The 14,910-nt window shown below is 64.1% G+C and carries 17 protein-coding genes; 12 read left to right on the plus strand and 5 right to left on the minus strand.

What is annotated here, in order from left to right:
• Nucleotides 1-31: 31 nt before the first annotated feature.
• Nucleotides 32-1,336, minus strand: a complete 1,305-nt coding sequence (locus tag OG326_RS20915; RefSeq protein ID WP_327138777.1) for a hypothetical protein — start codon at nt 1,334-1,336, stop codon at nt 32-34.
• Nucleotides 1,337-1,645: 309 nt separating this feature from the next.
• Here OG326_RS20915 and OG326_RS20920 point away from each other — a divergent pair, with 309 nt between their 5' ends.
• Nucleotides 1,646-2,281 (plus strand): LysE family translocator, encoded by a 636-nt coding sequence (locus OG326_RS20920; RefSeq protein ID WP_327138778.1) that lies wholly within the window; start codon nt 1,646-1,648, stop codon nt 2,279-2,281.
• 83 nt (nt 2,282-2,364) lie between these two features.
• Here OG326_RS20920 and OG326_RS20925 read toward each other — a convergent pair whose 3' ends face one another.
• Nucleotides 2,365-2,619, minus strand: a complete 255-nt coding sequence (locus tag OG326_RS20925; protein ID WP_327138779.1) for a hypothetical protein — start codon at nt 2,617-2,619, stop codon at nt 2,365-2,367.
• A gap of 403 nt (nt 2,620-3,022) precedes the next feature.
• Between OG326_RS20925 and OG326_RS20930 the strand changes: the two genes are divergently transcribed.
• Together OG326_RS20930 and OG326_RS20935 are read left to right on the plus strand one after the other, a co-directional pair.
• Complete coding sequence (locus OG326_RS20930; protein WP_327138780.1) at nt 3,023-4,186, plus strand: helix-turn-helix domain-containing protein; 1,164 nt, start codon at nt 3,023-3,025, stop codon at nt 4,184-4,186.
• 22 nt (nt 4,187-4,208) lie between these two features.
• Nucleotides 4,209-5,183: an inositol monophosphatase family protein gene (locus OG326_RS20935; RefSeq protein WP_327138781.1), complete on the plus strand. Its 975-nt coding sequence runs from the start codon at nt 4,209-4,211 to the stop codon at nt 5,181-5,183.
• A 262-nt stretch (nt 5,184-5,445) separates the two neighbouring features.
• Here the strand turns inward: OG326_RS20935 and OG326_RS20940 are convergent, their stop codons facing one another.
• Nucleotides 5,446-6,297, minus strand: a complete 852-nt coding sequence (locus OG326_RS20940; protein WP_327138782.1) for a helix-turn-helix domain-containing protein — start codon at nt 6,295-6,297, stop codon at nt 5,446-5,448.
• 48 nt (nt 6,298-6,345) lie between these two features.
• On the opposite strand from OG326_RS20940, the gene OG326_RS20945 reads away from it, so the two are divergent.
• The 3 genes from OG326_RS20945 to OG326_RS20955 are packed head-to-tail and all read left to right on the plus strand — an operon-like array spanning nt 6,346 to nt 8,354.
• The gene (locus OG326_RS20945; RefSeq protein WP_327138783.1) at nt 6,346-6,774 is read left to right on the plus strand and encodes a hypothetical protein; all 429 of its coding nucleotides are present in this window, start codon (nt 6,346-6,348) and stop codon (nt 6,772-6,774) included.
• Nucleotides 6,771-7,256 (plus strand): DUF998 domain-containing protein, encoded by a 486-nt coding sequence (locus tag OG326_RS20950; RefSeq protein ID WP_327138784.1) that lies wholly within the window; start codon nt 6,771-6,773, stop codon nt 7,254-7,256. Before OG326_RS20945 ends, OG326_RS20950 begins: the two co-directional genes overlap by 4 nt.
• A 45-nt stretch (nt 7,257-7,301) precedes the next feature.
• Complete coding sequence (locus OG326_RS20955; protein WP_327138785.1) at nt 7,302-8,354, plus strand: Gfo/Idh/MocA family protein; 1,053 nt, start codon at nt 7,302-7,304, stop codon at nt 8,352-8,354.
• 36 nt (nt 8,355-8,390) lie between these two features.
• Here OG326_RS20955 and OG326_RS20960 read toward each other — a convergent pair whose 3' ends face one another.
• Complete coding sequence (locus OG326_RS20960; RefSeq protein WP_327138786.1) at nt 8,391-9,074, minus strand: GntR family transcriptional regulator; 684 nt, start codon at nt 9,072-9,074, stop codon at nt 8,391-8,393.
• 89 nt (nt 9,075-9,163) lie between these two features.
• Between OG326_RS20960 and OG326_RS20965 the strand changes: the two genes are divergently transcribed.
• Both OG326_RS20965 and OG326_RS20970 read left to right on the plus strand, forming a co-directional pair.
• Nucleotides 9,164-9,697: a YbhB/YbcL family Raf kinase inhibitor-like protein gene (locus tag OG326_RS20965; protein WP_327138787.1), complete on the plus strand. Its 534-nt coding sequence runs from the start codon at nt 9,164-9,166 to the stop codon at nt 9,695-9,697.
• A 40-nt stretch (nt 9,698-9,737) separates the two neighbouring features.
• The gene (locus tag OG326_RS20970; protein WP_327138788.1) at nt 9,738-10,580 is read left to right on the plus strand and encodes an SDR family NAD(P)-dependent oxidoreductase; all 843 of its coding nucleotides are present in this window, start codon (nt 9,738-9,740) and stop codon (nt 10,578-10,580) included.
• Between the two features lie 143 nt (nt 10,581-10,723).
• Here the strand turns inward: OG326_RS20970 and OG326_RS20975 are convergent, their stop codons facing one another.
• Nucleotides 10,724-11,275, minus strand: coding sequence for a TetR family transcriptional regulator (locus OG326_RS20975; RefSeq protein WP_327138789.1), 552 nt, complete (start codon nt 11,273-11,275; stop codon nt 10,724-10,726).
• Nucleotides 11,276-11,358: 83 nt separating this feature from the next.
• Between OG326_RS20975 and OG326_RS20980 the strand changes: the two genes are divergently transcribed.
• The 4 genes from OG326_RS20980 to uraH all read left to right on the plus strand — a co-directional run bounded on the left by OG326_RS20980 (nt 11,359) and on the right by uraH (nt 14,831).
• The gene (locus OG326_RS20980; protein WP_327138790.1) at nt 11,359-12,351 is read left to right on the plus strand and encodes an NADP-dependent oxidoreductase; all 993 of its coding nucleotides are present in this window, start codon (nt 11,359-11,361) and stop codon (nt 12,349-12,351) included.
• 609 nt (nt 12,352-12,960) lie between these two features.
• A complete protein-coding gene (locus OG326_RS20985; protein ID WP_327138791.1) occupies nt 12,961-13,605 on the plus strand; it encodes a hypothetical protein in 645 nt (214 codons plus the stop codon).
• Between the two features lie 209 nt (nt 13,606-13,814).
• Entirely contained in the window at nt 13,815-14,189 is a 375-nt protein-coding gene (locus OG326_RS20990) for a hypothetical protein (protein WP_327138792.1), read from the plus strand.
• 261 nt (nt 14,190-14,450) lie between these two features.
• Nucleotides 14,451-14,831 carry a hydroxyisourate hydrolase gene (gene uraH / locus OG326_RS20995; protein WP_327138793.1) on the plus strand — a complete coding sequence of 127 codons (381 nt, stop codon included), beginning with the start codon at nt 14,451-14,453 and terminating at the stop codon, nt 14,829-14,831.
• The last annotated feature ends 79 nt before the right edge of the window (nt 14,832-14,910 follow it).

The following is a 14,910-nucleotide window of genomic DNA, read 5'->3' on the forward strand; positions in this document are numbered from 1 at the left end:
GAGCTGCCCGGCGCGTTGATATTGTCGCGGGCTACCAGCGGGCAGCGTCGGTGTCCACCCTGGACACCCTCAGACTCCCGTAGGTCGTCGTTCCATCAGCACGCCGGTGTTTGACCGATACCTCTCCGCCATCGGTCAGATCGATCCACCGGTTCTCCGTTCCCGCGGAGAAGGATTGGTTCTGATAGATGCCCGCCTCGGCGAACACATACCCGTAGTGCGGGGTGTTGTCGAAATTGCCATTGCAGACCTGGATACCGGATTTTGGAAAAGTGATCGATCCGTCGAAAGCGCCCGGCCCCTGGACCCGTGTGGCATTCACCAGATCGGCCGCGACCCGGTCGGTGATGACGACCGACTGACCCCCGGAGGTGTTGGAGACCTGTATTCCGAAGGCCGTGAATTCGATGCCCCCGATGCCCGACGGCATTCCTTCGACCCGCTGGGCTTTCACCAGGTTGGATACGACCTTGTAGGCCAGGACCTCTCCGTACGCGCCGACCTCGTTGGTGACCTGCACCCCGGTGGCGTTGAATTCCAGCCGCCCGGTGCCCGCCGGTCCCCGGACCCGGGAGGCATGGATGCCGTTCTCGAAGGTGGGTTCGCGCAGTTGGACTGTGGTGGTGAGGAAATGCTGTCGCGCGGTGGCGGGGTCGGTGGCGATGAGGGTGTAGGTGGCGTCGCGAATCGGACCGGTCTTGGGATCGGGCCGCCACTCGCCCGCAGCGGTGACCGATGCCAGGGTGCCGTCCGGCAACCCGATCGTGTAGGCGAGATCATCCGGTCCGTCCCACCGCAGGACGAGGGAGTCGCCATCTTCGAGCAGGGCCTGATCGGGACGGAAGTTGCTGGGCGCGAGGGACTTTGCGGCAGTCTTGACCAGCGCTACCGTCGCGACGCTGCTGCTCGCCTTCGCATTCGGCCCTCTGCTGGCGGATTCCTGCACCCGCAGCACGGCCAGCCCGGTGGTTTCGGCGACCGGAACGTCCTCCAGCGTCAGCACCAGGTAATCACCGGGAGCGAACTGGATCTTGCCGCTCGAAGGATCGGCGGCCTTGAAAGATCCGGCAGCGACCTGGGTTTGGACGTTCAGCGTCCGCACACCCGAATTGAGGCTGTGGAATTCGCCGGTGGCGGTGACCAGGCTGATATCCGGCGTCAGGTGGTCGGCGCCATTGCCGACGGGCACCTTGACCACGTTCTCGAGCCAGTACGCCGCGGCGCTGCCGGTGTTGGTGACCATCAGGTACACCGTTCCGAAGGAGCTGCTCTGCCCGGCCTTCGACGCTTCCAGGGACGCCGGGTCGGTGAGCACGGTATAGGTCAGCATGGTCATGGTCAGGAATCCTTCCGCCGGAGGGCGCGCGCGGGCGAAGAGTCCACGCGCGAGAGATGGCCCACGCGATGACAGCGGAGGCCGGTCAGGACGAGCGGCGCTACCGGTAACGGATCCGGGAACGACCGCTCGGCCCCACAGAGCATCCTTTGATTCTGAGCCAACCCGACTGCAAATCAGGGCGATTCGGGCATACGATCACCGTTTCGGCCGTCACCGTTTCGGCCGCTATTATTCGCTCCGACAACACTATTCGGCCTGACGTGAATCCGCCGCAGGGTGCGATCGTCAGCGGCTACTCTCACAGAGATGGTCCCGCTGTCACATGCCGCGGCCTTCGCCGTCGCCGCCTCGATCCTCATTGTCATTCCAGGCCCGAACGTATTGTTCGCCATCAGCCGGGCGCTGACGCTGGGGCACCGGTCCGCGGTCCTGTCGGTCGCCGGCGGCGTCACCGGATCGCTGGTGCCGCTGGTCGCAGTGTCGTTCGGCCTGGGCGCGGTATTGATGGCCTCGGCGATCTTGTTCCTGCTCGTAAAAGTCGCCGGGGCAGCGTATTTGATCTACCTGGGCATCTCGACGATCCGGCAGCGGAAACAGCTGGCAGCAGCCCTGCAGTCGAAAGTCGCGAGCATCAGCGGCAGCCGCGTGTTCAGACAAGGATTCATCGTAGGTGCTACCAACCCCAAGACGATCGTGTACTTCGGCGCCATCCTCCCGCAGTTCGCCGTCCCGAGCCAGGGCGCACTACCCGCGCAATTCCTGCTCCTGGGCGCCATCTTCCTTGTCATCCAGGCATTTTCGGACGGATGCTGGGCCCTGCTGGCCGCAACGGCCCGGTCCTGGTTCGTACGCTCGCCCCGCCGTCTCGAAACGGTCGGCAGCACCGGCGGCCTGATGATTATCGGAGTCGGCGCCGGTATGGCGCTGACCGGCACCAACTGACGGGGCCTGCGAACTGGCCACCACATAGCCCGGCCCTGGCATCGGCGCGGGTCGTCGATCCATGCGCTGTTGCTGGATGCCGACTACGGATCACTGCGGACATGGCTCACCACCTTGAAATGCCGAGTCTCGAACGGAATGACCTTCCGATCGTCGACGTATGGATCCACGTCCATCCCGATGATTCGAGTGGCCTCGACCTGCCGACTGCACTCCGACGGCGTACATTCCCGATGAATGATCATGGCTTCCAATGCCTCAGCGGCGGTCATCTCGATATCCCCGTCACGGACATGGCAGTCTTCTAGTCTTTCCAAGCGTGGGCCGTAGAATTCCACGGGCCTGCTCCTCGCTATCCGAATCTTCCATTTGGTCTTCGTTGCCTGCGCTCGCACTCCGAGGTTCACAATTAAAATCAAGTTGCGGCGATCCGCCCTTGGTGAGCGGAGCCCAGAGGTCATCAAAACCTCTGCGTTGCTGCACTATTCGGCCTGGGAGCACGTCTAGCTCTCATCTCCGATTCGACTTGGGATGTCATCTCCTGCACTGGGTTTCGGGCAAGTCGATTGGTGTTCAACAACCGTCGCATTTGCACCGGCCGTTGACACCTGCGTGACGGTGCGAGGGCCGTCTGATCCTTGGGTTACTCTGACCTGCGCTTTTCCTGTAAACGTCGGTTTTGCCCATCGCAATGGGTAATCTGAAGACCGTGCAGGTTCCGGGCGTGGAGGACTGGGTACCGTGGAAGCCTCATCGGGGCAGTCGAATCCGAGCGCGCAGATGATCCAGCCGGCGACTCCGCAGGCACGTGGCCGAGAGATGGCCGCCGTAGGCAAGAAGCTCTGGACCACGCTGGGGTCGGTGAGGGGAGCAGCGACGGAGTTGATGGCGCGGTATCAGGATGTGCCGAGTCTGCAGGCATACCGATACGCCGCCGGCCTGTCTCAGGACCAGGCCGCTGAGCGGTACAACGAAGGCACCGGCAACCAGACCAGCCTCGGCGGTACCTCCATCAATGCCTGGGAAACCTGGGCCCGCGGGCGCGGGCGTGGCTCACCGCCCTCGTTGTCGAGCATCTTGATCCTGTGCGCCGCGTATGGCCGCGGCCCCTTCGGTGTGGCCGAGGAGAATATTTCGCCCACCGAGCTGATAGCCGAAGCCTACGAACGCCTGCCGATCGAGGACCAACTGTCCCTCAAGCAGTTCACCCTCGGCTCCCAACCCGAACCTCCGCACCGGCCGGCAAGAACAACCGCAGCTACTCATGGGCTCCTTGCAGCCACGGCGCCTAAATTGATCGGTCAAGTGGGCGAGGAGTTCGTACTGTCGGTGCCCACCGTCGAACACGGTAACCCCGATCTCTGTGTTTTCGCCTTGCCCAACCCACGTCCTGGTCAGCTGTTGGATCTGACCTGGGAGACGTTCGGGTATGGGCTGGAGCAGCTTTCGGTCCAGATCAAGAATGTGGGACGGCGACTGGACGTCGACGTGTGCTTCGGCGTGAACGAGGCAGGCCTCGTCATGGCAACCTTCATGGCGTCCTCACGGTTCTCGCGCTGCAAGATCGGTTACCTGCGCTGCAACAAGATCCGCGACGGCATCGACTTGGATGATGCGTCCTTCTTTCCCGACGCCCCCGACACCCCTACGATCGTCATTTGTGATTTCGAGGTCAAGCACGCTGACGTCGTCGGCTATCTCGCCCGTCAGCTCCGCGTGAGATACCCGAACGCCGAACTGTACTTCGCGGTATTCGGTGCAATGACGAAGAGTCGCGGCCTGACGGTGGAAAGCTTCGACGATCTGACCGGCGCGAAAATCATGCGCGCCGCCGGTTTCGAGGCCATCTTCATCGCCGCCACCATGAATCCTCCGGGAATCGAACCTCCTATGGAGCTGCGATGACACAGTCGAAAGGTGGCCCGGAATGACCATTGGGGCAACGGGTACCGAACTCGCACACCACATCGCGGACTTGGTGCGCCAGATGATCGCCGAAATCCGCCCCCGCCTGATCGACGCCGCATTGACCGGTCACCGGGCAGAGAACGAGAACGTACGCCACAGCGACAATTTCCTGTCCGACTACGACCTGTGGATGCATCGACGCTACAAAGAGTTACTGGCACAGAGGATTCCATCGTTCGTCTACGCCTCCGAGGAAGCCGACCCCGAGGTTATCGGCCCGGACTCCGACCCCGACCTGTGTGTGCTGGTCGACCCGCTCGACACCAGCGAGCTCGCGGTACGCGGCCTGTACGGATACACCCACGTCATGATCTACTCACGCGCCCTGGCACGGCCCGTCGCTGCGGTGGTCGGCGACATCTTTCACCACATCCAGATCTATCTCGCAGCTATGGACGAAGCCGGAAACGACCGCGCGCTCATGATCACCGCTGACGGTGCTCAGCACGCTCTCGACCGACCATCGCAAGCCTCGCTGCCGGACGCGCTGGTCACCAATTACCTCATGCGCCCCGCTCAACGATTCCAGCCCTTGGCCGGGCAGCAAGAATTCCTGAAAGCGCTGAGCGTTCCGGCCGGGAACGGGAAAGCGAACGGGCGCATCGGTGTTGATTTCGGATCGATCGGCTTATGTCACGTCGCGGCCGGATTCTCCGATGCCATGATCGAATTCGCCAAAGGCTTCGCGATCTGGGACCTTTCCCCAGGGCACTACATCCTGCACGCCGCAGGCGGTATCGTGACCGACCTCGACGGTAGAGATATCCCACTGGACTATAGTTTGAACTCGTTGTCCGACATCAACAAAGCCATGAACCAACGTCAAAAATTCATCGCCGCCGGAAACCGCAACCTGGCTCGCGAAATTCAGTCCACACTGAGCCCTTTTCATCCTTCGGTGAGAGTGGTTGGCCCGCTTTCCGGACAACCCTAGTGGGTCGGCTGTCCGGGATCTTCGAGGCTCCTCACGAGTCCAGCGGCTTGCTGAATGCGTGTGTCAGCTTACCGTCGAAAGCGGCGAGCTCGAGGTCTGCGAAGCCACCCGTACGAGCTGGAACAGCGCATTGACGTGGTTGAGCCGCATTGACGCACGCTGTTCGGCCAACCGGCGTAGATCGTCGCCGTAGACACCGACGGTGACGTGTCACAGCTGGGTTCGGTCGCGGGCTCTTGCTCGACGCGACTCCGATTCCGTATTAGCGCTGCCGGTGTAGTTGGCGAAGATAGACGGCAGGTGTGACTCCGACGACGTGCTTGAAGTCGTTCAGGAAATGCGTCTGACTGCTATAGCCCATGTCGGCGGCGATACCGGCCCAATCGGGACGTTCGGTGTCGGCGATTTTTCCGATCGCCCGCAAGAGGCGTTGTCGTTTCAGGAGCCACTTGGGGCCGACGCCGACATATTCTGTGAAGACGGCCTGCAGGCTCCGCTCGCTGCGGAAGAGTTCAGCGGCCAAGGCGCTGACCGTAGTGGGGCTGTCTTCTCGCATCATGGCTGCGACGGCGTCGGCGATCAGCTGCAGATGCTGGCGGGAAGGTTTCGCCTGCCTCGAACGCAGAAGCGCATCGAGCGTGCGCACGATCTGTTCCTCGGACTGCTGTAAGAGCTGGCTACAGAAGAGCTCGTCGACCACAGGGAACACCGCGGCCATCTCGATTCGGTCGCCGCCACGCAGGCGACTCGTAGGTCCGTCCCAATACGGCGCGAAACCGCCGGGCTTGAACGCGATGCCTGCCATGATGCTGGTACCGGCGGTGTCGTAGCTGAGGGGCCCGTCGGACACGCCATGCACGAATGCGCCCTGTGCGGTGAAGAAAGCGTGCACCATCGGGGCTGGGAGCACCTCGGTCGGTCGATAAGTCACGTTGTATGGCAGCCGCCACCGCATCACCCAGTAATGCGACACGCACGTCGCGACTTCGGCGGCAGGCTCGAACGCGCGGACCTCGAAGTACCGGTCGAACGTCTCCGGCTCCAACAGCCCGCTCTCCAGCAAGACCCTGTTCCGGTCGGGCAAACCTGCGGATTTCTGAGATATCGCAGCCACGCCACCTTCCTACCGTAAGTGGACACCTATAGGCGGGAGAGGAACAACATGAACGAGAACACCGCGACACCCAGCCTTGCCATGCAGTCCCTGGACCGGCTGGTCGGCACCTGGCAACTCAGCGGCGACAGCTCCGGCACCGTCATCTACGAGTGGATGGACGGCGGCTTTTTCCTCCTTCAACACGTCAACATGCACCTTTTCGGCAGCGACATCACCGCGTTGGAGGTCATCGGCCATCTGCAGCCCTTCGGAGAGCCACCGACCTCCGAGATCCGGTCGCGTGCCTACGACACCCGCGGCAACACCCTCGACTACGTGTACGAATTGGACGGCGACAGCCTGACCATCTGGGGCGGCGAAATCGGATCCTCGTCGTTCTATACAGGCACCTTCGTCGACGAGGACACCAACGTCGGAAAGTGGACCTTTCCCGGCGGTGGCTACAGCTCCACGATGCACCGAATCTCGCGATGAGCACCGGCCCAACAGATTCCAGCCCAACTCGACACCTACTCAGCGCCCTCAGTCGCGGCGACCTCGGCTGGATCCAGACCACGAACTTCGTCGTCACCGGCCTGCTCGCCGCCGCTGGAGCCGTCGGTGCGCGTCGTGTCCTGGGCCTCGGCCGCGCGCACGCGGGGAACGTTGCCTGTGGCGTCGAAGGTCCCTGTGAAGTAGGTCGGCGAGCCCTTCTCTTCGCCCCAGATGGTAAGCGTCGTGCGGTCCAGGCTCATCTCATAGACATAGACCGGCCACCCAGGTCAGGGTCTGACGTGACAAAGGCAGTGCGGCACGGTAGAACAACAACCGAAGTCCCTCGGCAGAACAACGTGGTTTTGGTCGATCAGCTGATCTACCAGGGGATTCGTCACTCCGCACGCCGACACGCCGTACCAATCATCCACCGGGCCAACCACTCTCACCGAAGGATGAAAAAGGGCTCACTGAATACCTGAATCTCAGTTCCAGGCTTGGCCGGATCATCGGTGTAAGGGAGTGATATGGCGGAAATTCGAGTGGCAGTGGTGGGGTACGGGCTGGCCGGATCGGTGTTTCACGCACCACTGATTGCCGCCGAACCACGGATGCGCTTGGACGCGGTAGTTACCTCGTCCGCCGAACGCGCCGAACAGGCGCGGCGAGAACATCCGGGGGTGCGGGTCGTCGCCGCAGTCGGGCAGCTGTTCGCCGATCCCTCCGGAATCGATCTCGTGGTGATCGCTACACCCAATCGCAGCCATGCCTCGATCGCGCTGGCGGCGATCGAGGCCGGGATACCGGTCGTGGTGGACAAGCCGTTCACCGTCACCTCGGCCGAGGCCGAGCAGGTGATCGCCGCAGCCGACCGGCGTGGGGTGGCGTTGTCGGTGTTCCAGAACCGACGCTGGGACGGCGACTTTCGAACCGTCCGAACTTTGATCGCGAACGGCCGATTGGGAGAGGTCGGGCGGTTCGAGTCGCGGTTCGAGCGGTGGCGACCGGTGACCAAGGGCGGCTGGCGTGAGCTCGGCGCAGCCGCCGACGGCGCCGGCTCTCTCTACGACCTCGGTAGCCACCTCGTCGACCAGGCCCTGACCCTGTTCGGCGCTGTCACCGATGTCTATTGCGAACTCGACGGCCGCCGCGCGGGGGTGCAGGCCGACGACGATGCGTTCCTTGCCCTCACCCACACTTCAGGCGTCCGGTCCCATTTGTGGATGAGCGCAGTATCAGCACAGATAGGCCCACGGTTCCGTGTTCTGGGATCCGAAGGCGCCTTCGTCGTACACGGTCTCGATCCACAGGAAGCAGCTCTGCGCGCTGGCCGACGCCCCAATGACGGACATCCCTGGGGCACAGTCGAACCCGACTGCTGGGGCAAGCTAGGAGCCGACGGCGATACCAGTCGGATCCCCACCGAGCCGGGCGATTACCCCGCGTTCTACCGCGCGATGGCAGCCGCCCTACGCGACGGCACCCCAGTCCCGGTTGATCCCCACGACGCGCTCGAGACACTCAGAATTCTGGAGAAGGGACTCAGAGCCGCCGATCGAACCGCCACCCGGCGGCAGTGAAAGCGACTGACACAACGAGCCTGTTCATCGGACGTGTCAGCCTTCTTGCTCTGCCAGTGCGGCCGTCGTCAGGGTGAGGTGTCGAATCAGTATGTCGGCGGCGGTGTCGGGGTCACGGGCCAGCGCCGCCTCCTCCAATCGGCGATGCTCGTCAACGCCGTCGCGGTCAGGATTACGGTGTGCCGACCACCGGCGGGCCAGCTCGCTCGCGACCCACAGTCGGTCGAAGGTTTCCAGCAACACCGGATTGCCGCAACCCTCCAAGAGCGTGCGGTGGAACACCCGGTGGGCCTCGGCCCATCCTTCGCTGTAGTACTCGCCTTCGGTCGGGGTGAATGCCGGTGTGCGCGCCAAGCGGTGGTGGGCGGCTCGTACGTCGCCTTCCCAGTTGACGTCACCACGTTCGATCGACATGCGTAGCAGGACTGGCTCGATGGTCCGTCGGGCCTCCCCGATCTGTTGCCAGCGGTGAGCGGAAAAAGCTGGGACCGCGAAGCCGCGATTGGTCAGCCGTTCGGCCAGGCCCTCGCCCACCAGTCGCACCAGCGCCTCGCGCACCACAGCCAGGCTCACACCGTGTTGCCCGGCTAGATCCTGCGGCTTGAGCGCCGCACCGGGCGCGTACTCACCGCGCATGATCGCGCTCCGCAGTTGTGCGTAGACCTGCTCGGAAAGCATCTGCTTCGCCGGCTGGGCTGGGTCGGGGATTGTCCGAGTCATCACTCGATCATAGACGATTTGACAAATCATCGATTATTTCTGTTATCGTCGATCTTGTACATCCGGTACGACGCGAAAGGCGCGACACGATGAGCGCAAACAATCCCTTCGCCCGCCTCCCCGAGGCAGCCGCATTCACGGTCACCAGCACCACGGTCAGCGACGGCGCCGCCTGGCCGCCCGCGCAGTGGTCCTCCGGCGCCCCCGGCGGCAAAGACGTTTCCCCGCAGTTGAATTGGAGCGGCGCACCAGCAGGTACCAAGAGCTATGCCGTGACCGTGTACGACCCCGATGCCCCCACCGGCTCCGGCTTCTGGCACTGGGCCGTCGCCAATATCCCGGCCACGACCACGACCCTCCCCGAGGGCATCGGAGACGACACGGGCAGCGGCCTGCCGCTCGGCTCCTTCCAATTGCCCAACGACGCGCGCCTACCTCGATACATCGGTGCGGCACCCCCGGCAGGGCACGGTAAGCACCGCTATTTCGTCACCGTGCACGCCCTGGATGTGGATGACATCGGCATCGCGTCCGACTCCACGCCGGCGCTGCTCGGATTCACTATCGCCGGCCACATCCTGGGCCGAGCCACGCTCGTCGCCACGGCAGAGACAGTGCAGTGAATTCGCTTCGGAGACGGGATATGAGATTCCAGGAAACACTATGAGCAACAACAACATCGACCGCATGGACGATCGAACCGTGCTGATCACGGGTGCGACGGACGGGCTCGGCCGCGAACTCGCGGTGCGGCTCGGCGCAGCGGGTGCCCGGCTGATCCTGCACGGCCGCAACGCTGATCGGGCCGCAGCGGTCGCCGCCGAGGTAACAGCCGCGAGCGGACACGCTCCGCTGATCATCTTGGCTGACCTGTCGCGACTTGCGGAGGTAGACCGGCTGGCCGACGAGATCATCGCCGGTACTTCGCGATTGGACGTGCTCGTGAACAATGCCGGCACCGGCGGCCGCCCGGACGGGAAACGCGAACTCAGCGCCGACGGCAACGAATTAGTGTGGGCGGTCAACCATCTGGCCCCCTATCGGCTGACACGGCGACTGCTTCCGCTGCTGCATACCTCGGCTCCGGCGCGGGTGGTGAACGTCGCCTCCGCCGGGCAGCAGGAGATCGACCTCGACGATCCGACCCCCGAGCACGACTACAACGCGTATACCGCTTACTGCCGAGCCAAGCTGGCGATAATCATGGCGACCATCGAGTACGCCGAGGAACTCGACGGAACCGGTGTCACCGTGAACGCCCTGCACCCCGCCACCCTCATGGCGACAACCATGGTGCGCGAATCCGGCGCCACCCCGATCAGCACTATCGCCGAAGGCGCCGACGCGACCCTCCGACTGATCTGCGATCCAGCACTGGCGCAGATAACAGGCCGGTATTTCAACGGCGCCAGGCAGAGTCGTCCGCACACACAGGCCGACGACCCGAAGGCACGCCGTCGACTCATCGAAATCAGTGACACCGCAGTCATTTCGGCGGTGGGCTGAGACAGTCGACCGGGGTACGCCTCACGTGACCTATCGGCCCACCACCCCGAGTCTGCAGACTGCGTCCATCATCGAGCACACTCTCTCGTCAAATCCGGCTTGGTCGAGGCAGGTTACGCCAGTTAGCTCGACACTCATTGCCGCTACATGACCGCCTCGCGAAGCTCGGCGGCGGCCAGGGCTATGAGCTGAGAGAGGGTGGTGTCCGCCTCGGCCAGCCAGCGGGGCATTGCGCGCCGGTGGATCGCCAGCACCACGTCGATGATGAAGCGTGCCTCGCCGGGCTCCACACCGCGGCGCTCGACCGCCGGTGCCAGCGCATCAGCGATGGAGGCGAGCTTGATGAGCTCGCGCTCAGCCAGCGCCGGATTGGCGGCGATCACTCTGCCCCGGCGCAGCAAGAACTCACGCGGGCGAAAGATCTCCTCGGCGGCTCCCACCGCGGCCAGCAGCGCTTCGAGCGGCGTGAGGCCCGGGTCGGCCGCCTCGACCTGGGCGACGAGGTGCGCCTCAACCTCGTCACCGGCGAACAGAACTTCCCGCTTGTCGGGGAAATAGCGGTAGAACGAGCGCTCCTTCAGACCCGCGGCGCCCGCGATCTGCGCGACCGAGGTGCGGTCGAATCCCTGCGACTCGAACAGCTCGAGTGCCGCGCGCTCGAGCCGGCCCTGTGCGTCGGATTCCCATCTCGGCATACACACCAGCCTACGACAACACCAGTTGTCATCACGATGCTACGTTGTATGACAACAGATGCTGTCATCACAGAGTAGGTGTTATGAAGGCTCTTCAATTCGACCGGTTCGGTTCCCCGGACGTGATTGCGCTCCGCGATGTCCCGCAACCGCAGCCGGGACCCGGCCAGATCCGAATCGCTGTGCGAGCATGCGGCCTGACCCCGGCCGACTGGCACCTCGTCGACGGTCTGCTCGCCGATCATCTGCCGCCGCTGCCGCGCGGGCTCGGCCTCGAGATCGCGGGCACCGTCGATGCACTCGGTGAGGGTGTCACCGACGTCCGGATCGGCGACCGCGTGTTCGGCCCGGCCACCTTCGACGGCCCGACAGCCGGTGCTGCCGAGTACGCGCTGATGCCGGCCTGGGCGCACATCCCCGCCGGAGTCACCACCGAGCAGGCCGCCGCGCTGCCGATGGCGGCCGAGACGGCAAGGCGCGCGCTCGACGACCTCGAGGTCCAGTCGGGCGAGCTGCTGCTCGTCCACGGTGCGGGCAGTACCGTGGGCGAAGCCTCGGTGCGCCTCGCGCTGCACCGAGGTATTCGGGTGATAGCCACCGCCGGACACACCCGCGCAGCAGCCTTGAAGGAGATCGGCGCCCAAGTCACTGCTTACGGCGAAGGCATGGCCGAACGCATCAAGGCACTAGCCGGAGGCCACGTCGACCGCGCCCTGGACACGGCGCCGACCGGCGGCCGGATCGACCGCGCCGACCAGCCTGCTCCGGCCGGCGGCTCGCTGCCGACCCTGATCGAGCTGACCGGTGACCCCGACCGTGTCCTCACCGTCTCGGACTTCGCTGCCGCGGCCGACCTGGGCGTCCGGATCACCACCGAGATGCGCTACGACCGGATGGACGAGTTCGCCCGACTCGCCGACGACGGCATCCTGGTCGTACCAATCGCCCGGACCTACACGCTCGACCAGATCCAGAAAGCTGCCAAACTCAGCCAATCCCGCCGACCCGGCGGCAAACTCGTCCTCGTCATGTTGAACTGTGATCACCCCGCCGCCCTCGCCGGCAAAGTCACCTAGCGACGGCCGAGTGCTGTTTTGCCCTGCAAACGAAGGTGCCGGGGTCGGCCCCCTCGGCGAAGCCAATTCCCGGTCTTCCCGACGCACGTTCGTGGAACGTCCGCTCGTGCCGCGACCCGCGCGTTGGTCGGCCGTCCAAACAGATTGACCGACAGCTCTTCCTGGTGCGCGCGCACGCTGAGTTCAATGCAAGCTTTAGACGCGTGGACTGGCGTTTCGAGGCTTTGCGGCGGGGGCGACAGGGCAGACTGTGTAGCGGTCCGAGGTCGGTGAGCGGCACCGGCCGGGTTCTCATCGAGTGTCGATCGTTCCGAGCGCGAGATCCGAATGTCCGGGAAGGGTGTTTCGATGATGTTGTGCCGGAGTACTTTCCGAGTGGGGCAGGCCGGAGTTGTGCTGGCAATGGCTGCCGGTAGCTTCTTCCCCCTGGGCCTAGGGTCCGCGACGGCGGCACCTGCGCCCACGACACAGATCGTGAACGGCGCCGACGCATCCGCTCGAAATGTCCCGCATGGTTCGGTCGGCTGCCCTTCGGGAAGCCGCCTCACAGCCGGCGGCGCCCAGGCCGATATCCATGCCAGCGACAGTCCCGGGGCCAGCGAGTGGGACGTGTATCTGACCGAGTTGCAACCGATCTACGGGGCCGACGGCAGCACCTCGCTGTCCGCGCGCGCCGTGGCGAAACAGGCCGGCTCGGTCGACTTCGCAACGCGCGCGGTCTGTATCACCTCCGGTCCCGCCACCCAGGTCGTGGCGAATACCGCGACCAGCACCGCCACCGGGAGGGTGGATGTGACGGTGCAGTGCCCGCAGGGAACGCATGTCGTGGGTGGCGGCGCCGGCACCAGGACCGGTGTCTTCCCGCCGTCCGATTACCTTGTCAGCAGTTATCCCGCTGCCGATCTGCACTCGTGGAATGCGACCGCGGTGACCCAAACCAGCTCCGGGACCGCGACCGCCTATGCGGTCTGCGCGCAAACCGGTCCGGCCACCCAGATCGTGTCCGTCACCAACAACCAGCTGACCGGGAAGGCGGCCGGCGGTTTCGTGGAGGACTGGGCCACCTGCCCCGGTGGAACCCACATGACCGGGGGCGGAGCGCAAACCATGGGCGGTTACCCCGTCAAGGTATTCCCCGCCGGCCAGCCGAATCAGGTGGGCGGTCCGATCGGGTGGCGGACCCAGTTCATCATCAAGGCCCCCGCAATCGCCGCACTCACCACCACCGCCATCTGCGAATCGGATACCTGGTAGAACACCCCGACATACTGTTCGGCTCCGTCGACACGACTGTTCAGCGCAGCGTCCGGAGATCAACAGGCCGAAGTCATCTCGGTGTCGGCGACACGCTGAAATGTCGAATTCCGTGCGTCTCCCTGTACGTAAGCCGTTGCTGCACAGAATTGTTGGTGCTCGAATAAGCTATTCGGTGGCAAATGGGATCTCGACCAAGGGGAGTTCGGATGAGCCTGACTGAAGTAGAACTGATCGGCGCGGGTGGGGTTTTCCTTCAAGCCAATCGGCGGTCCAGTGAGGAGTCGAGCACCGGCGAGGTGACCTACCGGTTTCGTGGCGTTGAGTTGAGTGATGAGATACCGGCCGCGCATGTGACTTTCGTGGCATCAGCTGCGGGAACAGTGGTCGTGGAAGTGATCAACGAGCGTCGTGGTGGCCATGGCGAGAATGAGACGTTTACTCGCGAGGTCTCCGCGAGCGAGGTTGGGACGACGCTGAGGATCAGAAGTATCGCGGAGTACGTGAAGGCAGTTGAGTTGCCCGACGGCACTCTGGACTTCAGTCCAGCTCACGTTTTCGACGTGAAGGTCACCATGTCGTAGACCCCATAGTCGGAGTGTCTGCTCTTGCCGCGGCCCGCGCGTTGGTTGTCGGCCAAACTGGTTGGCCGACAACTCTTCCTGGTACGCGCTCATGCCGATGAGGTGCTGATTCGGGCTGCGATTCGGGTGATCACTCGGGTGGGCCGATGGGCCATTGCGTTACGTCAGTACGTACCGCGTGGTCCAGGATGCCTTGATCGGCCGTCTGTGCCGAGTTATGCGTCCAGCGGCGGCGCGCCATGCGTGTTAGCGTCAATAGTATTGAAGCGCAACATGTTTGCTGTTCCGGTGGAGGGGTGTGTCGCGGTGACGGTTTCCGCGCATGTGCTCGATGCAGTACACGGCGGTCCGGTCGGCGGGGTCGGTGTGCGCCTGGATCGGCTGCTCGGCGGCGATTGGCTGGTGCTGGCTCAGGGCAGTACCGATTCCGGTGGCCGGTTCGCGCGATTCGAGTCGGGTGATGCCCCGGTGGCGGGCGTGTATCGGTGGGTGTTCGCGGCCGGGGAGTATTTCACCGCCCGTTCGATCGAGTCGTTCCATCCCGAAATCCCGGTCGTGTTCACGATCGCCGATCCGCGGCAGAACTATCACGTGCCGGTACTGCTGAGTCCGTTCTCCTATACGACCTACCGGGGGCATTGAGCGATGGACATCGTTTTCGGGGACAACCAGTACGGCAAGGTCGATTGCCGGCTGGTCCGCGTCGACCGTGACGTGCAGG

Origin of the sequence: Nocardia sp. NBC_01327, from assembly GCF_035958815.1 — a bacterium.
Classification (GTDB): Bacteria; Actinomycetota; Actinomycetes; order Mycobacteriales; family Mycobacteriaceae; genus Nocardia.